At 63.1% G+C, this 19,925-nt stretch carries 18 protein-coding genes and 1 tRNA gene; 11 read left to right on the plus strand and 8 right to left on the minus strand.

The window, feature by feature from the left end:
* Nucleotides 1-27: 27 nt before the first annotated feature.
* The 3 genes from tatB (at nucleotide 28) to KHO41_RS23965 (ending at nucleotide 2,807) form a co-directional block, all read left to right on the plus strand.
* On the plus strand, nucleotides 28-534 hold the full coding sequence (gene tatB, locus KHO41_RS23955) for a Sec-independent protein translocase protein TatB (RefSeq protein WP_211955749.1): 507 nt from the start codon (nucleotides 28-30) through the stop codon (nucleotides 532-534).
* 108 nt (nucleotides 535-642) lie between these two features.
* Nucleotides 643-1,431 carry a twin-arginine translocase subunit TatC gene (gene tatC / locus KHO41_RS23960; protein ID WP_211955750.1) on the plus strand — a complete coding sequence of 263 codons (789 nt, stop codon included), beginning with the start codon at nucleotides 643-645 and terminating at the stop codon, nucleotides 1,429-1,431.
* A 230-nt stretch (nucleotides 1,432-1,661) separates the two neighbouring features.
* Entirely contained in the window at nucleotides 1,662-2,807 is a 1,146-nt protein-coding gene (locus KHO41_RS23965; protein ID WP_244873999.1) for a porin, read from the plus strand.
* A 449-nt stretch (nucleotides 2,808-3,256) separates the two neighbouring features.
* On the opposite strand, the gene KHO41_RS23970 is transcribed toward KHO41_RS23965, so the two are convergent.
* Nucleotides 3,257-4,453 (minus strand): Do family serine endopeptidase, encoded by a 1,197-nt coding sequence (locus tag KHO41_RS23970; RefSeq protein WP_211955752.1) that lies wholly within the window; start codon nucleotides 4,451-4,453, stop codon nucleotides 3,257-3,259.
* Nucleotides 4,454-4,472: 19 nt separating this feature from the next.
* Here KHO41_RS23970 and KHO41_RS23975 point away from each other — a divergent pair, with 19 nt between their 5' ends.
* The gene (locus tag KHO41_RS23975) at nucleotides 4,473-5,219 is read left to right on the plus strand and encodes a Nif3-like dinuclear metal center hexameric protein (protein WP_211955753.1); all 747 of its coding nucleotides are present in this window, start codon (nucleotides 4,473-4,475) and stop codon (nucleotides 5,217-5,219) included.
* Between the two features lie 72 nt (nucleotides 5,220-5,291).
* Here the strand turns inward: KHO41_RS23975 and mscL are convergent, their stop codons facing one another.
* The gene (gene mscL / locus KHO41_RS23980; RefSeq protein ID WP_211955754.1) at nucleotides 5,292-5,729 is read right to left on the minus strand and encodes a large conductance mechanosensitive channel protein MscL; all 438 of its coding nucleotides are present in this window, start codon (nucleotides 5,727-5,729) and stop codon (nucleotides 5,292-5,294) included.
* A 214-nt stretch (nucleotides 5,730-5,943) separates the two neighbouring features.
* On the opposite strand from mscL, the gene petA reads away from it, so the two are divergent.
* The 6 genes from petA (at nucleotide 5,944) to KHO41_RS24010 (ending at nucleotide 10,251) form a co-directional block, all read left to right on the plus strand.
* The gene (gene petA, locus KHO41_RS23985) at nucleotides 5,944-6,561 is read left to right on the plus strand and encodes a ubiquinol-cytochrome c reductase iron-sulfur subunit (protein ID WP_211955755.1); all 618 of its coding nucleotides are present in this window, start codon (nucleotides 5,944-5,946) and stop codon (nucleotides 6,559-6,561) included.
* A 2-nt stretch (nucleotides 6,562-6,563) separates the two neighbouring features.
* Nucleotides 6,564-7,967 carry a cytochrome b gene (locus KHO41_RS23990; RefSeq protein ID WP_211955756.1) on the plus strand — a complete coding sequence of 468 codons (1,404 nt, stop codon included), beginning with the start codon at nucleotides 6,564-6,566 and terminating at the stop codon, nucleotides 7,965-7,967.
* Between the two features lie 39 nt (nucleotides 7,968-8,006).
* Nucleotides 8,007-8,750 (plus strand): cytochrome c1, encoded by a 744-nt coding sequence (locus KHO41_RS23995; RefSeq protein WP_011299234.1) that lies wholly within the window; start codon nucleotides 8,007-8,009, stop codon nucleotides 8,748-8,750.
* Nucleotides 8,751-8,957: 207 nt separating this feature from the next.
* The gene (locus tag KHO41_RS24000; protein WP_008643086.1) at nucleotides 8,958-9,569 is read left to right on the plus strand and encodes a glutathione S-transferase N-terminal domain-containing protein; all 612 of its coding nucleotides are present in this window, start codon (nucleotides 8,958-8,960) and stop codon (nucleotides 9,567-9,569) included.
* Nucleotides 9,570-9,625: 56 nt separating this feature from the next.
* The gene (locus KHO41_RS24005) at nucleotides 9,626-10,114 is read left to right on the plus strand and encodes a ClpXP protease specificity-enhancing factor (protein ID WP_211955757.1); all 489 of its coding nucleotides are present in this window, start codon (nucleotides 9,626-9,628) and stop codon (nucleotides 10,112-10,114) included.
* A 61-nt stretch (nucleotides 10,115-10,175) separates the two neighbouring features.
* Nucleotides 10,176-10,251: transfer RNA gene (locus KHO41_RS24010), tRNA-Thr, on the plus strand.
* Between the two features lie 138 nt (nucleotides 10,252-10,389).
* Here the strand turns inward: KHO41_RS24010 and KHO41_RS24015 are convergent.
* From KHO41_RS24015 to KHO41_RS24030, 4 genes are all read right to left on the minus strand, one after another.
* Complete coding sequence (locus KHO41_RS24015; protein ID WP_211955758.1) at nucleotides 10,390-12,591, minus strand: TonB-dependent siderophore receptor; 2,202 nt, start codon at nucleotides 12,589-12,591, stop codon at nucleotides 10,390-10,392.
* A gap of 206 nt (nucleotides 12,592-12,797) precedes the next feature.
* The gene (locus tag KHO41_RS24020) at nucleotides 12,798-13,568 is read right to left on the minus strand and encodes an enoyl-CoA hydratase/isomerase family protein (RefSeq protein WP_211955759.1); all 771 of its coding nucleotides are present in this window, start codon (nucleotides 13,566-13,568) and stop codon (nucleotides 12,798-12,800) included.
* A 14-nt stretch (nucleotides 13,569-13,582) separates the two neighbouring features.
* The gene (locus tag KHO41_RS24025; protein ID WP_211955760.1) at nucleotides 13,583-14,821 is read right to left on the minus strand and encodes a CaiB/BaiF CoA transferase family protein; all 1,239 of its coding nucleotides are present in this window, start codon (nucleotides 14,819-14,821) and stop codon (nucleotides 13,583-13,585) included.
* Nucleotides 14,822-14,866: 45 nt separating this feature from the next.
* The gene (locus KHO41_RS24030; protein WP_211955761.1) at nucleotides 14,867-15,841 is read right to left on the minus strand and encodes a Bug family tripartite tricarboxylate transporter substrate binding protein; all 975 of its coding nucleotides are present in this window, start codon (nucleotides 15,839-15,841) and stop codon (nucleotides 14,867-14,869) included.
* Between the two features lie 162 nt (nucleotides 15,842-16,003).
* Here KHO41_RS24030 and KHO41_RS24035 point away from each other — a divergent pair, with 162 nt between their 5' ends.
* Nucleotides 16,004-17,029 carry a LysR family transcriptional regulator gene (locus KHO41_RS24035; RefSeq protein ID WP_211955762.1) on the plus strand — a complete coding sequence of 342 codons (1,026 nt, stop codon included), beginning with the start codon at nucleotides 16,004-16,006 and terminating at the stop codon, nucleotides 17,027-17,029.
* Here the strand turns inward: KHO41_RS24035 and KHO41_RS24040 are convergent.
* Together KHO41_RS24040 and KHO41_RS24045 are read right to left on the minus strand one after the other, a co-directional pair.
* Entirely contained in the window at nucleotides 16,956-18,008 is a 1,053-nt protein-coding gene (locus tag KHO41_RS24040) for a phytoene/squalene synthase family protein (RefSeq protein ID WP_211955763.1), read from the minus strand. The genes KHO41_RS24035 and KHO41_RS24040 overlap by 74 nt on opposite strands.
* Nucleotides 18,009-18,084: 76 nt before the next feature.
* Nucleotides 18,085-19,914: a DEAD/DEAH box helicase gene (locus KHO41_RS24045; protein ID WP_211955764.1), complete on the minus strand. Its 1,830-nt coding sequence runs from the start codon at nucleotides 19,912-19,914 to the stop codon at nucleotides 18,085-18,087.
* Nucleotides 19,915-19,925 lie beyond the last annotated feature (11 nt).

The raw sequence follows: 19,925 nt of genomic DNA on the forward strand, positions 1-19,925 counted from the left end.
CCCGGCTGTTGTCCGCCTCACGCCCGCATGATTGACCTTGGCATTTCGAAGCTGGCGCTGATCGGCGCCGTGGCGCTGATCGTGATCGGCCCGGAGCGCCTGCCGCGCGTCGCGCGCACGGTGGGTGCGCTGGTCGGCCGCGCGCAGCGCTATATCAATGACGTCAAGGCTGAAGTGAGCCGCGAGGTGGAACTCGAAGAACTGCGCAAGATGCGCACGGAATTCGAAGACGCCGCGCGCGATGTCGAGCGCACCATCCACAAGGAAGTCAGCGAGCAGACGCAGGCGCTGAACGAAGCGCTGGGCGGTATCGACGACACCGCGAACCTGGGCGGAGGCGCCGCGGACATCGTGCCGAGCTGGCACTCGGCCCACAAGGCGCACAACGGCCGCAAGAGCTGGCGCGTCAAGCAGGGCGCGCGCCCGCTCTGGTTCAAGCGCCAGAACAACGTGCGCGTCTGGGTGCAGTCGGGGGCCGCGCGCGTCAAGCGCCACCGCCCGGCTGTCGGCCAAGCCCGTTCCTTCTTCGAATGAGCACGACCGGGCAGCAGCACGCTTGCTGCCCGAGCCGTCGCATGCCTGCCGCGCAAGCGGTGCCACCGAAATTCAAATGCCAGCCACCTCGGCTGAGCGGTCCACGCCATGAGCGACAACCCGTCCAACGATCCTCAAGACGAATCGCAGCAGGAAACCTTCATTTCCCACCTGATCGAGCTGCGCGAGCGGCTGGTCAAGGCGGTGGCCGGCATCATCCTGGTGTTCGTGGGGCTGGTGTACTGGGCCCCCGTTATCTTCAACCTGTTTGCGCGGCCACTGATGGAGTCGCTGCCCAAGGGCGGCAAGATGATCGTGACCGATGTGACCGGCTCTTTCTTTGTGCCGATGAAGGTCACGCTGCTGGTCGCGTTCCTGATTGCGCTGCCGTGGGTGCTGTATCAGGTCTGGCAGTTCGTCGCGCCAGGCCTGTACCAGCATGAGAAGCGGCTGATCGTGCCGCTCGTGAGCAGCAGCTACGTGCTGTTCCTGTGCGGCGTGGCATTTGCGTACTTTCTTGTCTTCCCGACCGTGTTCCACTTCATGGCGCACTACAACGCGCCGCTGGGTGCGGACATGTCGACGGACATCGACAAGTACCTGAGCTTTGCGATGACCACATTCCTCGCGTTCGGCATCACTTTCGAAGTGCCGGTGGTGGTGATCGTGCTGGTGCGCTTTGGCGTGGTCGAGCTGGAAAAGCTCAAGCAGATCCGCCCGTATGTGATTGTCGGAGCCTTCATCATTGCGGCCGTTGTCACGCCACCAGACGTGCTTTCCCAGCTCCTTCTCGCGGTGCCGCTGATTGCCCTGTACGAGCTCGGGTTGCTTATGGCGCGCTTCGTCGGCCGGCCGGTAGCGAGCCCGGATGCCGCAGGAGAAACCCAGGCGGATTGAGCGTCCCGAGCACCGGGAGCAGACGTTTTGCACCATTTTGGGGAATTACCCCTCCCCATTTCTGTTGTTCAGTCACAACAAAAAACGGCCGTATACCCGGTTTACGCCGAAAAAGCCTTCTGACGGCCGGGGACGCTGGCCCATAATACGCAGCAGACGTGAAGAAGATGCGTCGCCCAAGCACTTGGGCAACCAAGATTTCCCAATCAGTTGACAAGGAAAGTGTCGATATGAAGATGAAACTGTTTGCTGCTGCCGTTGCCGCTCTGGCCGCCGGTGGCGCGTATGCCCAGTCGAGCGTGACCCTGTACGGTGTGGTTGACGCTGGTATCGAATATCAAAACAACCAGCCGGCCAACGTGTCGCAGGGCGTCGGCTCTGGCCACAGCGTGACCCGCATGATCTCGGGCGGCCAGTCGGGCAGCCGTTGGGGCCTGCGTGGCGTGGAAGACCTGGGCGGTGGCCTGAAGGGTATTTTCGTCCTGGAAAGCGGCTTCACCGTTGACGATGGCAAGCTGGGCAATGACGGTCGTCTGTTCGGTCGCCAGGCTTTCGTTGGTGTGGGCAGCCAGTACGGTCAGCTGACCCTGGGTCGTCATCAGACCCCGTTCTATGACTTCGGTCTGCAGTTCGACCCGATGGCCATTGCTTCGAACTACTCGATCACCGCAATGGACGGCGCCTTCTCGAGCCGTGCTGACAACTCGATCAAGTACATCGGCACGTTCGGTGGCCTGACCGCCAACGCTCTGTACAGCTTCGGCTCGAACACTGGCGGCGCCGCTTCGGTGTTCCAAGGTAACGCCGGTGAAGTCCCGGGTACCTGGAAGATCGGCCGCGAGTACAGCCTGAGCCTGACCTACGCTGGCGGTCCGTTCGCCGTGGGTGCTGTGTATGACGAAACCAACCTGGGCTTCACCGCTCAGCCGGATTCGACGGTTCGCCGCGCTTCGCTGGCTGGTTCGTACGCCTTCGGCCCGGCCAAGGTGTTTGCCGGCTATCGTTGGGCCAAGGGCGTTGACCTGGGCGTGATTCCGTTCCTGGGCAACACCAGCCTGCAAGCCATCAGCGGCGCGAAGGCTTCGTCGAACCTGTACTGGCTGGGCGCTGGCTACCAGATCACCCCGGCATTCTCGCTGACCGGTTCGGCTTACTACCAAGACTTCCGCGGCGCCAAGGCTGATCCGTGGCTGTTCGTTGCTACGGCTGACTACGCACTGTCGAAGCGCACCGACGCTTACCTGAGCCTGGCCTACGCCTACAACCGCGACAACTCGAATCTGGGTGTTAGCGGCTTCGGCAAGACCAACGTCGACTCGACGGGCAAGGGCGACAGCCAGTTCGGCGCTACCGTTGGTATCCGCCACAAGTTCTAATCTGAAGCGGGCCTGAGCCCGCTGTAGATCGGCTTGAAGAAACGCCGGCATCCGAAAGGATGCCGGCGTTTTGTTTTGTCCTCATCCTCATGCGTCTGCATGGGTGTGCGAGTCCATAACGTGTGCGCATGTGCCGAGCACAGCTTCGCATCGTTCCTGTCCGCGATGGTCATCAAGGTTGTTCTGGTGCCGCAGTGATGACTCAGCGACCATCCGAGGGTTTACTGCCTTGCGTCGCTGGTGCCTGGACCGAATCGCCAGTTTGCGGCGTGTAGGGTGCAGGCCCAAAAGTATCTCCCTGGCTTGTCGGGATGCCTGCGCGAAGCGCTGTCGATCCCAACACTCCCCAGACTCAATTATGTTCTGGAGGAGGCGGCCCGAGCAGGACAACAAAAAACCCCGCCATGCTGAGCGGGGTTTTTCGGTTGTGCAACCAGCAACCAGCTGGACTACTGTTCCTCATCATCGAACGGCAGCGAACGCCGCGGAGGCGGAGGCCGTTTGCCAATCGTCACCGTCAGCTCGGCAGGCTTGCCGCGGCGAATCACCTTCATCTTGATATCCACGCCAGGCTTGAGCTGGGCAATGGCATTGAGCAGGGCGGTGGTATCGGTAATGGGCTGCCCATCGACCGAAGCCAGCACGTCACCTGGCTTCACGCCTGCCTTGTCGGCGGGGCCCCCCTGCACCACGGCCGCAATCAGCGCGCCTTCCTTGGCGTCGAGCCCGAACGATTCCGCGATCTCGGGTGTCATGTCCTGCGGCTCCACGCCAATCCAGCCGCGCGTCACGCTGCCAGTCGAGATGATCGATTCCATCACCTGCTTGGCCGTCGAGACCGGGATCGCGAAGCCGATGCCAAGCGACCCGCCCGACCGCGAATAGATCGCGGTGTTGATGCCCAACAAGTTGCCCTGTGCATCCACAAGCGCGCCGCCGGAGTTGCCGGGGTTGATGGCCGCATCCGTCTGGATGAAGTTCTCGAACGTGTTGATACCCAGGTGGCTGCGGCCCAGTGCGGAGACGATACCCATCGTTACGGTCTGGCCGACGCCGAACGGGTTGCCGATCGCCAGCACCACGTCGCCCACCTTGACGTTCTCGAGGCGGCCAAGTGTGATGGCGGGCAGATCCTTCAGCGAAACCTTCAACACCGCCAGGTCGGTCTCGGGGTCGGAGCCCACTACCTTGGCGTTGGCTTTGCGGCCATCGGTCAGCGCGACCTCGATTTCATCGGCGCCGTCCACCACATGGTGGTTGGTTAGAATGTAACCCTCGGCACTGACGATGACGCCCGAGCCCAGGCTGGATACCGGTTCCTGGCGCTCAGGCAGCCGGTCGCCGAAGAAGAAGCGGAACCACGGATCCTCAGCCTGCGGATGGGGCGAGCGCCGGGAGCCGTTCTTGCTGGTAAAGATATTCACCACGGCAGGCATGGCTTGCCGTGCAGCTTCGCTATAAGACCCTTCCGCGGCGGCGCCGGCCACGTTGGGCACGACTTCCTTCAGCGCCACGATAGGCGACCCCGACTGCACCGCGACGCGGCCCCTCTGCAGCCACTCTGGCTTGAGCGTGGCCACGACGAACCAGACTGCCAGCACGACGGTGACAGCCTGGGCAAAGAACAGCCAAAAGCGCCGCAACATATTGGAGTTTGAGCAAAAAATGAAGACGAAAGAGCTGGAATTGTACTTGAACGACCTGTTGCAGGTTTCCCGCTACAAGGACTATTGTCCCAATGGCCTCCAAGTGCAAGGCAACGCCGAGGTCACACACATCGTGACCGGGGTGACGGCCAGCCTGGCTTTGGTCGAGGCCGCCATCGAGGCCGGTGCGCAGGCCATCCTCGTGCATCACGGCTACTTCTGGAAGAGCGAGGACGCGCGCGTAGTCGGCCAGAAGCATGCGCGTCTCAAGCGGTTGCTGGGTGCCGATGTGAACCTGTTCGCCTATCACCTGCCGCTCGACAATCATCCCGAATTCGGCAACAACGCGCAGCTCGCGCTGCAGCTTGGCTTTGCGCCAACCGGGCGCTTCAGCGACGACCAGCTCGGCTGGACCGGCACGCTGCCTGCGCCGATGCCGCTGCAGGCGCTCGCCGCGCACGTTGGTGGTGTGCTCGGGCGCGAGCCGCTCGCTATCGGCGACCCCGGCCAGATGATCCGCACGGTCGGGTGGTGCACCGGTGGTGCGCAGGGATATTTCGATGCTGCCGTCTCAGCCGGCGTCGACGCCTATCTGAGTGGCGAGGTCTCCGAGCAGACCACGCACCTTGCGCGCGAAAGCGGCGTGGCTTATCTCGCGGCCGGGCATCATGCGACCGAGCGCTACGGCATTCGCTCGCTAGGCGAGCATGTGGCCCAGCGCTTCGGCCTGCAGCACACCTTCATCGATATTCCCAATCCTGTTTGATGCATGTCAAAAAAAACGGCCCCCATCGGGGCCGTTGTCTTGTCAGAATCCTGCTTCCGACTTTTTGCCGGTTCAGGCCTGGCGGGTTTTCAGGCTGTCGCGGATTTCACGCAGCAGGACGATATCTTCCGGCGTCGGCGGCGGTTCTGCCGGGGCGGCCGGCTCTTCCGCGCGCATCTTATTGAATGCCCGCACCATCAGGAAAATGATGAAGGCCAAAATTACGAAGTTGACAACGATAGTCAGAAAATTCCCGTAAGCAAACACGGGCACACCGGCTTTTTTCAACGCGTCAAGCGTCATGGGCGTACCCGGAGGCGGTTCGGCCAAGGTAACGAACATATTCGAGAAATCCAGCTTGCCGACGATACGCCCGATGACCGGCATGATCAGGTCATTGACCACCGAATCCACGATTTTTCCGAATGCCGCGCCAATGATCACGCCGACCGCAAGGTCGATCACGTTGCCGCGCATTGCGAAGGTCTTGAACTCCGACATCATGCTCATGGGGCATTCTCCTTCTTGTTGCAAGCAATGAACGTTTCAAGGTCAGAAGCCTGCCGCATCAATGCGCGGAAAGCAAGCTTGCATGCGGCTATCGGGCTTGTACGACCGATAATCGTACATTCCCATTGGGTTTTTCGCCTATCTCGTGCCGAGGTGCCTCATGTACAATTTATGGTTGACGCAAAATCTAAATTGACTTCCCCTGGGGTTTGGAATGAGTGACCAGCAAGACGTGAAGAGCGTGGATAAAGGTCGCCGCAATTGGTTGATCGCGACATCCGTCGCTGGCGGCGTCGGAGGCGTAGCAGTAGCGGTTCCTTTCGTCAGTACCTTTGCACCATCCGAGAAGGCCAAGGCGGCCGGCGCGCCAGTGGAAGCCGATATCGGCGCCCTCAAGCCCGGCGAGATGATGACAGTCGAATGGCGCGGCAAGCCGGTCTGGATCCTGCGCCGCACAGACGAGATGCTGGCCTCGCTCAAGAAGACCGACGGCGAAGTCGCCGATCCCAACTCCGACGTTCCGTTCACCATGCCGACGCCGGAGTACTGCAAGAACGAAACCCGCTCCCGCGCGGACCACAAGGATCTCCTGGTCGTCGTGGGCATCTGCTCCCACCTTGGCTGCTCGCCTTCGGGTCCTTTCGCCGCCGGCTCCAATCCTCAGCTGGGCACCGATCCCGGTTTCCTCTGCCCCTGCCACGGCTCCACCTTCGACCTGGCTGGCCGCGTGTTCAAGAACAAGCCGGCGCCGCAGAATCTCGATGTTCCCCCGTACCAGTTCCTTACCGACACCAAGATCGTGATCGGCAAGGACGAAAAAGGAGAAGCTTGATCATGGCGGCCGAAAAGCAAGTCAAGACAACCGGTCTGCTGGGCTGGATCGACGCCCGCTTCCCCGCCACACAGCTTTGGGAAGACCATCTCTCCAAGTACTACGCGCCGAAGAACTTCAACTTCTGGTACTTCTTCGGTTCGCTCGCGCTGCTGGTGCTCGTCATCCAGATCGTCACCGGCATCTTCCTGGTGATGAACTACAAGCCGGACGGCACGCTGAACGCCGCCGGCATTCCCGTGGCCTTCGCCAGCGTGGAATACATCATGCGCGAAGTCCCCTGGGGCTGGCTGGTGCGCTACATGCACTCGACCGGCGCCTCGGCGTTCTTCGTCGTGGTGTACCTGCACATGTTCCGCGGACTGCTGTACGGTTCGTACCGCAAGCCGCGTGAGCTGGTCTGGATCTTCGGCTGCCTGATCTTCCTGTGCCTGATGGCCGAAGCGTTCATGGGCTATCTGCTGCCATGGGGCCAGATGTCGTACTGGGGCGCGCAGGTGATCGTGAACCTGTTCTCGGCGATCCCCGTGATCGGCCAGGACCTGTCGCTGTTTATCCGCGGCGACTACGTCGTGAGCGATGCGACGCTGAACCGCTTCTTCTCGTTCCACGTCATCGCGGTGCCGCTGGTGCTGCTGGCACTGGTGGTCGCGCACATCATCGCGCTGCACGAAGTGGGCTCCAACAACCCGGACGGCGTCGAGATCAAGGCGAAGAAGGACGAGAATGGCATCCCGCTGGATGGCATTCCGTTCCACCCGTACTACTCGGTCCATGACACGCTCGGTGTGGCCGGCTTCCTGGTGATCTTCTCGGCCGTGATCTTCTTCTTCCCGGAAGTGGGCGGCTATTTCCTGGAAGCGAACAACTTCTTCCCGGCTGACCCGCTCAAGACTCCGCCGCACATCGCGCCGGTGTGGTATTTCACGCCGTTCTACTCGATGCTGCGTGCGACCACGTCGAACTTCCTGCCGATCCTGTGGGTGTTCTTCGCACTGGTGCTGGGCATGCTGTTCGTGCGCAGCAAGGACGCGCGCATCAAGGCTGCTTCGGTCGCCATCGCCGTGATCCTCGCGGTCGGTTTCTACTTCATCGACGCCAAGTTCTGGGGCGTGCTGGTGATGGGTGGCTCGGTGATCGTGCTGTTCTTCATGCCGTGGCTCGACTGCTCGCCGGTCAAGTCCATCCGCTATCGTCCCGCTTTCCACAAGACGATCCTGATCGTCTTCGTGGTGGTGTTCCTGGTCCTCGGCTACCTCGGCGTGCAACCGCCGTCGCCGGTGGGCGAGAAGGTGTCGCAGCTCGGTACGCTGCTGTACTTCGCCTTCTTCCTGACCATGCCGCTGTGGAGCCGCGCCGGCGAGTTCAAGCCGGTGCCGGAGCGCGTCACGTTCCATCCGCACTGAGCGAACGCGCGAACCCCGACAAGAGGACAAGGACACACGATGAAAAAGCTGCTTTCCATCATTGCGCTGGCAGGCGCCTGCTTTGCCGCCGCGCCCGTCATGGCCAGCGAAGGGGGCTATCCCCTGGAGCCCGCGCCGGTGAACACCGCCGACCTGTCGTCGCTGCAGCGAGGCGCCAAGCTGTTCGTCAACTACTGCCTGAACTGCCACAGCGCATCGATGATGCGCTACAACCGGCTCAAGGACATCGGCCTGACCGATGACCAGATCCGCGAGAACCTGCTGTTCTCGGCAGACAAGGTTGGCGAGACCATGACCATCGCCATGCAGCCGAAGGAAGCCAAGGCCTTCTTCGGTGCGCAGCCGCCCGACCTGTCCGTGATCGCGCGCGCGCGCGGCGACGACTGGCTCTACACCTACCTGCGTACCTTCTACCGCGACGATAGCCGCGCCACGGGCTGGAACAACCTGGTGTTCCCGAGCGTCGGCATGCCGCACGTGCTGTGGGAACTGCAGGGCCAGCGCGCCGCCAAGTTCGCCGAAGCGGAAGTGCACGGCGAGAAGGTCCACAAGTTTGCCGGCTTCGAGCAACTGAGCCCGGGCAAGATGAGCAAGGTCGAGTATGACCAGGCCACCGCCGACCTGGTCGGCTTCCTGGACTGGATGGCCGAGCCCGCGCAGAACCACCGCAAGCGCCTCGGCGTCTGGGTGCTGCTGTTCCTGGGCATGTTCACGGTCTTTGCATGGCGCCTGAACGCCGCCTTCTGGAAGGACGTGAAGTAACGCGTCAGGCCGGCCCGGCAGGAAAGAAGGGCCAAAGCGGAAGTTGCTGTTGCAGCACCGCTCTGGCCCTTTTTCTATGGGATCCGGCCAAATTGGCACTCAAAAAGTGGATCATATTTAACTTATTTGCTTTTCGATGCCCGTTTTTGGCAGAATGTCAGACCTTACCGTCCGACCCAGCATCGGCTAAGCCCAAGGAATCCAACCATGATGGTGTTGTATTCGGGTACGACTTGCCCGTTTTCCCAACGTTGCCGCCTCGTCCTGTTCGAAAAGGGCATGGACTTCGAGATCCGCGACGTCGACCTGTTCAACAAGCCCGAAGATATTTCGGTGATGAACCCCTACGGCCAGGTGCCTATCCTGGTCGAGCGCGACCTCATCCTGTATGAGTCGAACATCATCAACGAGTATATCGACGAGCGCTTCCCGCACCCGCAGCTGATGCCGGCTGACCCCGTGCAGCGCGCGCGCGCCCGCCTGTTCCTGTTCAACTTTGAAAAGGAACTGTTCACGCACGTGTACGTGCTCGAGAACGAAAAGGGCAAGGCCGCCGAGAAGAACCACGAGCGTGCCCGCGCCGCGATCCGCGACCGCCTGACCCAGCTCGCGCCGATCTTCGTCAAGAACAAGTACATGCTTGGCGAAGAGTTCTCGATGCTCGACGTAGCCATCGCCCCGCTGCTGTGGCGCCTGGACCATTACGGCATCGAACTGTCGAAGAACGCTGCGCCGCTGCTCAAGTACGCCGAGCGTATCTTCAGCCGTCCGGCCTACATCGAGGCGCTGACGCCGTCGGAAAAGGTAATGCGCCGTTAAGCATGGCGGGCCCGATGCTTGCATCGGGCCAACCACCGGCGCCATGAAGAAGCACCATGCCTGAAACCTCCACCAAGCCCTATCTGATCCGCGCCATCTACGAGTGGTGCACGGACAACGGCTTCACGCCTTACGTCGCCGTTTTCGTCGACGCCAACACCAACGTGCCGCGCGAGTTCGTCAAGAACAACGAGATCGTGCTCAACGTGAGCTTCGACGCCACCAGCGGCCTGGACATGGGCAACGAGTGGATCACGTTCAGCGCGCGCTTCGGCGGCATCTCGCGCAAGATCGACGTGCCCGTGGAAAACGTACTTGCGATCTACGCGCGCGAGAACGGCCAGGGCATGGCATTCCCGGTCGAGCGCAGCGTGCCGGAAACGCAGGCCGCAACCGAGCGCGAGAACAACCCGCCGCCCAAGTTGGCACCCGTGGAATCCGAAACGGCCGAGACTCCCGCACAGGGCGGACCGGACGATGACGATACGCCGCCGCCTGTGCCGCGCATCGGCGGCAAGAAGCCGTCGCTGAAGGTGGTGAAGTAAGTCACAGGTGACTTACCAAAGCGGACCGTGATGCAGTAGAATCGCGGTCTGCATCAGATATGCCGGCTTAGCTCATCAGGTAGAGCAGTTGATTTGTAATCATCAGGTGGCGGGTTCGAGTCCTGCAGCCGGCACCAGATCATCGAGGGGTTACACGCCATTGGCCTGTAACCCCTTGTCGTTTCTGCGGACGATTCGGCGCCGCAGAACAAAAAGGGCAGGAGGCCAACGCCCCCCGCCCTTTTTGCTTTGGCGGAACTTCCGCTACGCGAAGATCAGAACTGCACCGTCGCGTTAACCAGATACGTACGTCCCGCAGTCGGCAGCACAAAGCCATCAAACGTCGTGCTCCAGTAGCGCTTGTCAAACACGTTGTTGATCGCCGCGCGCACGGTCGTCTCCTTGCCGGCCACGCGGAAGCTATAGCGCGCGCCAAGGTCAGCCGTGGTGTACGACGGCACATACTGCGTGTTAGTCGAGTTCACGTACATCGATCCGGTCACCTTGGCGCCCGCGGTCAGCGTCAGCCCTTGCAGGAACGGCGTGTCGTATTCGACGTAGCCGCTCACGATATAGTCCGGCGCGGCATAAACGTGTTTGCCATCCACGGTCGGGTCTTGTACATCCACGGTCTTCGTGTGCAGCCATAGCACGCCGCCCCTCACGCGCAGGCCGCGTGCCACGCGCGCCCAGGCGCTGGTGTCGAGGCCGGTGAAGCGCTGGATGCCGTCCTGGCGGTAGTTGCCTTCCGCATCGGTGTACTGATAGCCCTTGTCGACACGGAACAGCGCCACGCTCGTGCCCCAGGCGTCGCGATCCGTCTTGAAGCCGATCTCGTACTGCTTGCTGCGCATCGGGCCAAAGGTGGTGCCCGCATTGGTGTACGGGGCCGTGACCGATGCGCCGGGTTCCAGGCCCTGCACGTAACTGGCGTACAGCGTCGAGAACGGGTCCGTCTTGTACATCAGCGCCACGGTCGGCGTGATCGGGTTCGCGCTGTAGCCGGGCTGCGACGAGCCGTCCGGATTCCAGTTTTCCTGGCGGAAGAAGTTGTAGCGCACACCGACCAGCGCGGAGAAGCGGTCGGTGAATTCCACCGTGTCGCTCAGGAAGATCGACTTCTGCGAGATCGTGTTCTGCTTGAACGGCTGGTATTGCGTGCCCACGCCGGGCTGCTCCGGCAACAGCACCGGGTTGTACAGGTTGTTCATGCCGAGGAAGATGCCCGACTGGCCGCCGATGCCGTTGTCGCTCTCGAACGTCTGCGCCTGCCAGCCGGCGCCGGCCACGATGTTGTGCTTGATGCCGCCGGTGTAGAACTTGCCCTGCACCATCGCGTCGACGGCCTGGTAGTAGAACGCGGTTTTCCAGCGGTAGTTCGTGTCGTAGAAGTTGCCGGCCTGGTCGGCGACGAACAGGAAGCTGTCGTAGTTCAGGCGGTCTTCGCGTGCGAAGCGGTATTTGACGCTGGCCTTCCAGTCGTCGTTGATGCGGTAGTCGAGGCCGGTGCCGAACGTTCGGGTGCTGGTCTCATGCGCGGAGTACGGCTGGGCGATCGTGCGCGAGACCGACTTGGCCGACGGCACCGTCAGCGACGAATCGAACGACAGGCCAAAGATCGTGCCGGTGGTCTTGCGGTCCCAGTACATCGCGTCGGCGGTCCAGGTCAGGTCCGAGGTCAGGCGCGCATCAAACGCGGCCGACAGCACGTGGCGCCGCAAGTGGACGTTGGGCTCGCTGGTGTTACCCGCCTCGTTGACGAAGTTGAAGCGATAGCCCAGCGGCGCGTCCGCACCGCCCGAGCCGCCGGCACGCCCGCCAATATCGATCTTCTCGCTCCACACGTTGTTGGCCAGCCAGCCCACCGTCACCGCGGCGAACGGCGTCGGCGTGCCGCGCTTGGTCACGTAGTTGATGATGCCGCCCGGCGTGCCGAAGCCGTACATGAAGCCTGAAACGCCCTTCAACAGTTCGACCTGGTCGAACGGTTCGAGCGGCAGATCGGTATCCCACGAGACGAAATTCTGGCCGTCGACCTTGATGCCGTCGCGCATGTCCACGCGGATGCCGCGCACGGCGAAATACGAGTTCTCGGTACGCGCGTTGTCGCCGAGAACGGAGACGGAAGGGTCGTACTTGAAGACGTCGTTGGCAGTCTGCGCCATGCGATCCTGGATTTCCTCGCTGCTGACCGCGACCATCGAGAACGGCGTGTCGACGATCTTGCGGTCGCCGAGCGCACCGCCGCTGGTGCGTTCCGGGGCGCTGTCACCACGAGCCACGACGGTGGCCGCCGGCAAGGTCGTTTCCGTAGCGGCCGATGCCCTCTTCGCATCCTGTGCCGTCTGCGCAGTTTGCGCGTAGGCGGGCAGGGCGACGGACAGCGTCAGGGCGGCGGCGAGCGCGATCGGTGAGCGGCGGGTGCGGGCCGCGCATGCGGCGGCGCGCCCGGTGTGGGTCGAGCGGGTGGAGGGCATCGGAGAAATGGGCGGAGGAAGGTGGCTGCTGTCGCAGCCTGCAAAGACGGCAGCGCGCCGAAATTAAATGGAGTTGCAAATACGAATGATTTGCATTTATATCAAAACGGAAACGTTCTCTCAACGTTCCGTTGTATTTGTGCCACGATGCGCCGATGCCCGTTCGAGCGCTCGTCCTGCGTGGACACCAGTTTTTTAACTGGTGTTTAGTCCTGCCAGTACGGCTTGCGCTTCTCCACGAATGCGGCAATGCCTTCCCTGGCATCGTCGGTGGCAAAGACATTGCCGAACGATTCCACTGCCGTGGCGATGCCGCGGCGGTAGTCGCCATCATTGGCGCGCAGGAATGCCGTGCGTCCCATCCGCATTACCACTGGTGACTTCTCGCAGAACGTCTGCGCAAGGGCACGCGCTTCGCGCATGACGTCGGCTTCCGGGACGACGCGATTGACCAGCCCGAGCGACATGGCTTCATCGGCGCCGAACGAGCGGCCCGTGAACAGCAGATCGAATGCGCGATGGCGGCCGATGATGCGCGGCAGGTGCGTGTAGTGGATTGCCGGCGTGACGCCGACGTCGATCTCCGGATAGCCAAAAGTTGCGGTATCGGCGGCCACGATCATGTCGCAGTGAATCGCCAGCGTCATGCCGCCGCCGCGCGCCGTGCCGCCTACCGCCGCAATCGACGGTTTGCCCAGCTGGAACTGCGCTTCGTTCAAGCCGCTGTAAAGCTTGTCGACCAGCTGGTATGCGCGCTGTGGCGATGCACCGTGCAGCGCGTCGAGCTGCAGGCCCGCACAAAAGCGCCGTGGCACGGCGCTGCCGAGGATGACCGCGCGTACGGCATCGTCCTTCGCCGCACGGTGCAAGGCGTCCAGCAGCGCATCGATCATGCCTTCGTTCAGGGCGTTGACGGGCGGGCTGTCCAGCAGGATTTCCGCGACGCGGTCGCGGACTTCGTAGGTAACGGTGCTCATGTTGTCTCGCATGGTCATGCCGCGGCGCGCTGTTGCAGCGACGGGGTGTTGGATTCCGTGTGGCCGGCGGTTGCCACCACGCCGCTCGCATGCAGCGCGGCGATGGCGTCGTCGTCATAGCCGGCCTGGCGCAGTACCTCCTCGGTATGCTCGCCCAGCAATGGCGGTGCCCGGTGCGCGGTCCGGTCTTCCCCCTGGAAGCGGATCGGCAGGCCCATGTTCCGCACCTTGCCGAGCACCGGGTGTTCGGACTCGACGATCAGCCCGCGTGCCGCCAGTTGCGGGTGCGCGAGCGCCTGGTCGAGCGTGTGGATCGGCGCGCAGGCGACACCGGCGTTGCGCAGCGCGTCCAGCCAGAACGTGACCGGTTGGGTGGCAATGCGTGCCTGGACCAGCGCGACGACCTCGTCGAAGTTTGCAACGCGGTCGGCATTGGTGGCGAAGCGCGGATCATCGACATAGGCCTGCAGGTCGGCGACAGGGCAAAAGCGTCGCCATTGCGCATCGTTGCCGATGCCGATCATGACGGGCCCATCCGCGGCCTCGAACACCTGGTAGGGCGCCATGGCGGGATGCGCAGTGCCCATGGGGCGCGGCACCTTGCCGCTGCACCAGTAGTTCTGCGCGAGGTAGCCCATGAATCCCATCGCGGTGTCGAGCAGCGAGACTTCGAGCTGCATGCCGCGGCCGGTCTTCTGGCGTTCGATCAACGCGGCCAGGATGCCGCTGAACGCGTGCATGCCGGTACCGAGATCGACGGGGGAAAAGCTAGCGCGAGCCAGTTTGCCGCCGGGTTCCCCCATGGTGCTGACCATGCCGCTGAACGCTTGCAGCATGACGTCGTAACCGGGTTCCTGTCCGAGCGGACCGGTACGGCCGTAGCCGGAGATCTCGCAGTAGATCAGCGCGTGGTTCAGGGCCGACAGGGTGTCGTAGTCGACGCCGAGCCGAGCGGCCGCCCCGCTGCCGAATCCTTGCAGGACGACATCGGACTTGGCCGCCAGCGCGTGGACGATCTTCCGGCCCTCCGCCGTCTTCAGGTCGACCGCGATGCTGCGCTTGTTGTGGTTGACGGCCAGGAAAGTTGCGGACTGGCCATGGTCCTGCGGCAGCCACGCGCGCGTGTCATCGCCACGGCCGACCGGTTCGACCTTGATGACTTCGGCGCCAAGCTCGCCCAGATACTGGCCACATAGCGGGCCCGCCAGCACCTTGCTCAGGTCAAGCACCCGAATTCCCTGCAATGCAATCATGTGTCTATCCGTTGAAAGTCCGTGGGCGGGTCAGACCCGCCTGCCTTATTCAGGCTTGATGTCGATCGACCGCGCCAGCGCGGTCCAGCGCGCCGCGTCGCGGTTGACGAAGTCCTGCACCTCGCCCGGCGCGAGATGGAACGGCTCCGCGCCGCGCGCGACCAGCGCGTTGCCGTATGCGGCATTGCGCGCGGATTCGGCCACGGCTTCGCGCAGCAATCCGACAATGGCCGGGGGCGTGCGCGCGGAGATTTGCAGCGAAAGCCAGAATTTGAGGGCGACCGCCGGGTATCCCGCTTCAGCCAGCGTCGGCACGTCGGGCAGCAGCGGCGAACGCGCCGCCGAGGTGATGGCCAGCGCCTTGAGCTTGCCGCCCTGGATCTGGCCAACGCACGTGGTCATGCTGTCGAACAGGAAGTCGACGTTGCCCGCCATCACATCGCTGCTGGCCGGCGCGCTGCCTTTGTAGGGAATGGTGACTGCCGAGAACTTCGCAGCCTTGAGCAGCAGCGCGCCATAGATATGCGGCGAGCTGCCCGCGCCGTAGGTGGCATAGCTGAGGTTATCGGGCTTCTGCCTGCCAAGCCGGACGAGATCCGCGACGGTGTTGACGCCAAGCTTGGTCGGATGGACCACCAGCACGTTCGGCACAGTCGCCACCACCCCCAGTGCCAGCAGGTCGCGCTGCGGCTGAAAGCGCAGGTCCGGGAACATCAGCGGATTGACCGCGTGCATGCCGACTGTGTTGAGCAGGATCGTGTAGCCATCGGGGCTGGCGTCGAGCACGCTCTGCGTGCCCAGATTGCCGCCGGCGCCGGGCTTGTTTTCCACGACGACCGGCTGGCCGAGTTTCTGCGATAACGGCATGGCGATCTGGCGCGCGACGAAGTCGCCGGGACCACCCGCGGCGAACGGCACGACGAGCCTGACCGGCCGTGTGGGCCATGAATTGGCGAGCAGGGGCCGCGCCAACAGCGCGGCGCCTGCGCCAGCAAGAAAGGTGCGGCGACCAATGCTCATGTTGTCTCCAAGGAAGGTGTCCGCCGGATTCCGCGTGCGTTGCGCGGGGCTGGGTGTCACTATCCGGCGGGCCAGGCTATATGTCCAAGATATATTTTGGATGCCGGGTATCATGGCTTCTTATAGCCAGCGACGGGCAGATACTCGGGGTAGGAGACCGCAATGGGAATACCGGTGGACGTGCGCGGATTGCGCAGCTTTCTGGCTGTGGCGGCAGCCGGGTCGATTTCGCGCGCGGCGGAGACGCTGCACATCGCCCAGCCGGCGCTGAGCCTGCAGATCCGCCAGCTCGAAGACACGCTCGGCGTGGCTTTGTTCACGCGCAGCCATCGGGGCGTGTCGGTGACGGCCGCCGGCCAGCGCTTCGAGCAGCATGCGCGCGATATCCTGAAGCGGGTCGACCTGGCGTGCGAAGACGTGCGGGACCTCGTTACCGACCCGGAAGGCCGCGTCGCCATCGGGCTGCCGCAGTCCATGGCGAAGATCCTGACGGTGCCGCTGGTGCGGGAGACCATCCGGCGCTGGCCCAAGGTGCGCCTGCAGGTGATCGAGCTGAGCACGGGCTACATCCCCAACCATCTGCTGACCGGCCATATCGATATCGGCCTGACCTTCCAGGCGAATGCCGACCCCGGCCTCCAGTTCGATCACCTGGTCGATGAAGACCTGGTGCTCGTGGCGGAGCCCGGCAGGTTTGGCGCGGCGAGGCGGCGAGACGTCTTGCCGGCCAAGGCGATCCGCCTGCGCGACCTGAGCCGTTATCCGATCATCTTGCCCGCCGGCGAGCACGGCCTGCGCGCGCTGATCGACAGCCACCTGCGCGCGAACGAGATCGACCTCCACGTACTCGCGGAAGTGAATGCCATCCCGGAGCTGATCGCGCTGGCCGCTGCCGGCGTCGGCTGCACGGTGCTGTCCTACGCTTCAGTCTGCGCGGAGCTGCGCAAGGGTTTGTTGTCCGCCTCGCGCGTTGCGGAGCCCGCCATGTCACGGCCAGTCTTCCTGTGTCGTTCGGCCACCATGCCGCTGTCCGTGGCGGCCTCGGCGGTGCATGAACTGCTGACGGAAATCGTCAGCGAGCAGATCGCCGACGGCAGCTGGCCGGCGCGTGTCGCTATGCCGACAGGGCCCGCTCGATCCGCTCGATCTCGCTCTCCATCCAGCGCCGCAGCGTCCGGTCGGACATGACCCGCAACGTGCTGCGACCCAGGATGCGATAGACCGCTTTGCGATCGATCTTCGAGACCTGTGCGGGGTCAAGCCACGCATCGTTCTGCACGAGCAGCCACAAGGTTTCGAGGCCGATCAGGATCGGCCACAGGCAGGCCAGCCGCAACCGCACCGCGGTACGCGGGATTGCGAGCGTGTAGGCCATGGCTTCGCGGAAGTGGTCGAGCGCGAGACGCAAGAGTTCGAACAGCACCGGCCGCATGCGCTGCGAGTTCGCGGGCAGTAGCAGGTCGCGCGGCTGGGCACCGTGGCGGCCGAGCACATCCGTCGGCAGGTAACAGCGTCCGATGCGCAAATCATTGGCGCAGTCGCGCAGCACGTTGACCATCTGCAAGGCCTTGCCGAAGCGGATGCCCCGGCGCTGCATGATGGCCGCATCCTCCCTGAGCACACCTGGCTGGTGCCTGTAGGTCATTGCCGTCCAGAACTCGCCCACGCAGCCAGCGACGAGGTAGGTGTAGCGGTCCAGGTCGGACAGGTCCGGCAATGCGCCAAGCTCTCCCGAGCGCTCATCCGGAAAGGTGCGCAGGTCGAATTCCATGCCCTCGGTCAGCGTGGCGACGATGCCGCGCACGGCGTCACGGTCGGCGCCGTCGAGCTGGGCCAGCACGTCGAACGCGGGGCGGATCGACTCCAGCAGCGCTCTTTCCTTCGCTTGCGTCTGGTGTCCCGCGACTTCCTGTGCCAGTCGATCCGCAAGCCGAGCCGGATCGTCGCTGCCATTGACGCACCGCCGCAGCGACAGCAGCAGATCGAGGCGTTCGGTAGGGGAAATCAGCGTGGTATCCGCAATGGTGTCCGCCGCACGCGCGAGCAGGTAGGCGAGACCGACAGGATCGCGCATGCCCGCCGGCAGGATGCGCAGCGTCAGGTAGAACGAACGGGAAACTCCCTTCAGCAGCGGGCCGAGCAGGTAGGCCCGGTTCGGGTTTGGCATGGGTGCGGTCGTGGCGCGAGGGTAGGGCGCATTGTAGCCGTCATTGCGCGCACCTCCGCCGCCTGAAGCCATGACCTCAGGCGAGCCGCGCGATGGCTTCTCTGAGCTTTCCGGCAAACCTCGAGCTTTCTCCGCAGGTCATCACCAGTTGCCGAGTAGCCCGCGTCATCGCGACATAGAGCAGGCGCGCCTCATCCTCGAGCGATTCTTCGTACCTGTGCGGCATGCCCGTCGCCGGAATGCAGACGAGAGGAAACTCCAGACCCTTGCTGCTGTGCATCGTGACGACCTTGACGGTATCGGCACCGGGCATGAACCGCTTGCTCTTCTGCGGCATTTCAAACGGAATGCCTTTGCGTTCCAGGATGCCGACGAGCGGCTCCACCATATCGAGATGCCGGTACACGACTGCCATATCTTTCCAGGGCGTGCCTGTCCGGTTCTCATCGAGAAGAATCGTCGCGATCCGGTTTGCCTCGTCCTGCAGCGTCGGCAGTTCGAGCAATAGCGGCTTCGGACCCTGGCGCCCGGCGGCGACTGGCTGCACGGTGGGTGCTTCGTCTTCCGGGGCTTCCTTTGGCGCCAGCAGTTCATCGGCAAACTTGCGAGCAACCCGCAGGATTTCGCGCGTATTGCGGTAGTTGAGTTTGAGGATGGTCGTGCGGCCGCTTGCTTTGATGCCAACGCTCGCAAACGTGAATTTGCGCTTGCTGGTGCCTCCGTAGATCGATTGGGCGTCGTCATACAGGACCAGCAGCGAGTTGGTCTCGGGGTTCACCATCTGGACGATGAGCTTGAACCACTCTGGGCGGAAGTCGTGGCCTTCATCGATCAGTACGGCATCGTATTGCCCTGCAGGAATCGCCCGGGTGTCGACACCGCGGATGACGCGGTCAACCATGGCGTCGTAGAACGCCGCGTTTCTCGGACCTTTCGGCTCGTCGACATGGAAAGCCTTGAGCTGCCGCGAACACCAGGAATGGAAATTGTGGACGTGGACCTTGTTCCCGATGCCCTTGTCCTGCATGGTTCCGGCCAGTCGGGCTGCCAGTGTCCGGTTGAAGCAGAGTACGAGGATCGGACGATGGACGACCTTGGCGAGGTGTTCCGCCCGGTAGCCAAGGATGATCGTCTTGCCCGATCCCGCCACGCCGTGGATGATGCGGTGGCCCTCTCCGAGACTTCTGGCCAGTTGTTCCTGCTGCAGATCCATGACGCGCAGGATGTCAGGCATTTCCTGGGCGTCCGTCGCATCTTCGGGAAAAAGACTGCGCTGCTCGGGCATGCGGATCTGCGGAAAGAGATGCCAGCGAATCCGGTCGATCTGCGGCAGCGACAGCTTGAACGTGAACTTGACGGGGAACATCTCCCACATCCGTTTCTGGAAGGCCTCCGCATCAACGCTCTCGTACATCTCGTCCTGGCAGATCACCAGGTGAGGGGGCAGGACTTCGCCAAGATTGGTCTTGTCGAACTGGGCCCGCGTGATATTGGCGAGCACGACGCCGTGCCCGTACGGGAAGAATGGCTTGCCCTTCAGCGATCCCGTTGGCCAGACCAATTGCTCGTCGCGTTGCAGCAATTCGGTGACGAAGTACATGAACTGCCGCGCCTGCTCGAGCGGGTTCAGCTCATGCACGAGCCCGCGCTGGGTCAGCAGCGTGACGTTGCGCTGGTCGATCTCCCGGATCGTATCCAGGCGCCAGTCCTTGACTTCCAGGATCAGCAGGCCGCGGCTGGGGTGAAAGACGATGAAATCCGGATGCCGGGTCTTCTCGCCGATGGCGACGTCGTACCAGCACAGGTAGTCGTCCTCCAGCTTGGCCTCGAGCCGTTCGGCGAAGCGTCTTTCACCACCGGTCATGCGCGACGTGACCGAACCCAGCGCAGGAATTAGTGTGGCCATACCCTGTTGCT

The organism is Cupriavidus numazuensis, from assembly GCF_905397435.1.
GTDB lineage: Bacteria > Pseudomonadota > Gammaproteobacteria > Burkholderiales > Burkholderiaceae > Cupriavidus > Cupriavidus numazuensis.

Excerpts from the sequence above, each read along its gene's own strand:
- tatB (WP_211955749.1), top strand. The coding sequence starts at position 28 with ATGATTGACCTTGGCATTTCGAAGCTGGCGCTGATCGGCGCCGTGGCG.
- tatC (WP_211955750.1), top strand. The coding sequence starts at position 643 with ATGAGCGACAACCCGTCCAACGATCCTCAAGACGAATCGCAGCAGGAA.
- KHO41_RS23965 (WP_244873999.1), top strand. The coding sequence starts at position 1,662 with ATGAAGATGAAACTGTTTGCTGCTGCCGTTGCCGCTCTGGCCGCCGGT.
- KHO41_RS23970 (WP_211955752.1), bottom strand. The coding sequence starts at position 4,453 with ATGTTGCGGCGCTTTTGGCTGTTCTTTGCCCAGGCTGTCACCGTCGTG.
- KHO41_RS23975 (WP_211955753.1), top strand. The coding sequence starts at position 4,473 with ATGAAGACGAAAGAGCTGGAATTGTACTTGAACGACCTGTTGCAGGTT.
- mscL (WP_211955754.1), bottom strand. The coding sequence starts at position 5,729 with ATGAGCATGATGTCGGAGTTCAAGACCTTCGCAATGCGCGGCAACGTG.
- petA (WP_211955755.1), top strand. The coding sequence starts at position 5,944 with ATGAGTGACCAGCAAGACGTGAAGAGCGTGGATAAAGGTCGCCGCAAT.
- KHO41_RS23990 (WP_211955756.1), top strand. The coding sequence starts at position 6,564 with ATGGCGGCCGAAAAGCAAGTCAAGACAACCGGTCTGCTGGGCTGGATC.
- KHO41_RS23995 (WP_011299234.1), top strand. The coding sequence starts at position 8,007 with ATGAAAAAGCTGCTTTCCATCATTGCGCTGGCAGGCGCCTGCTTTGCC.
- KHO41_RS24000 (WP_008643086.1), top strand. The coding sequence starts at position 8,958 with ATGATGGTGTTGTATTCGGGTACGACTTGCCCGTTTTCCCAACGTTGC.
- KHO41_RS24005 (WP_211955757.1), top strand. The coding sequence starts at position 9,626 with ATGCCTGAAACCTCCACCAAGCCCTATCTGATCCGCGCCATCTACGAG.
- KHO41_RS24015 (WP_211955758.1), bottom strand. The coding sequence starts at position 12,591 with ATGCCCTCCACCCGCTCGACCCACACCGGGCGCGCCGCCGCATGCGCG.
- KHO41_RS24020 (WP_211955759.1), bottom strand. The coding sequence starts at position 13,568 with ATGAGCACCGTTACCTACGAAGTCCGCGACCGCGTCGCGGAAATCCTG.
- KHO41_RS24025 (WP_211955760.1), bottom strand. The coding sequence starts at position 14,821 with ATGATTGCATTGCAGGGAATTCGGGTGCTTGACCTGAGCAAGGTGCTG.
- KHO41_RS24030 (WP_211955761.1), bottom strand. The coding sequence starts at position 15,841 with ATGAGCATTGGTCGCCGCACCTTTCTTGCTGGCGCAGGCGCCGCGCTG.
- KHO41_RS24035 (WP_211955762.1), top strand. The coding sequence starts at position 16,004 with ATGGGAATACCGGTGGACGTGCGCGGATTGCGCAGCTTTCTGGCTGTG.
- KHO41_RS24040 (WP_211955763.1), bottom strand. The coding sequence starts at position 18,008 with ATGCCAAACCCGAACCGGGCCTACCTGCTCGGCCCGCTGCTGAAGGGA.
- KHO41_RS24045 (WP_211955764.1), bottom strand. The coding sequence starts at position 19,914 with ATGGCCACACTAATTCCTGCGCTGGGTTCGGTCACGTCGCGCATGACC.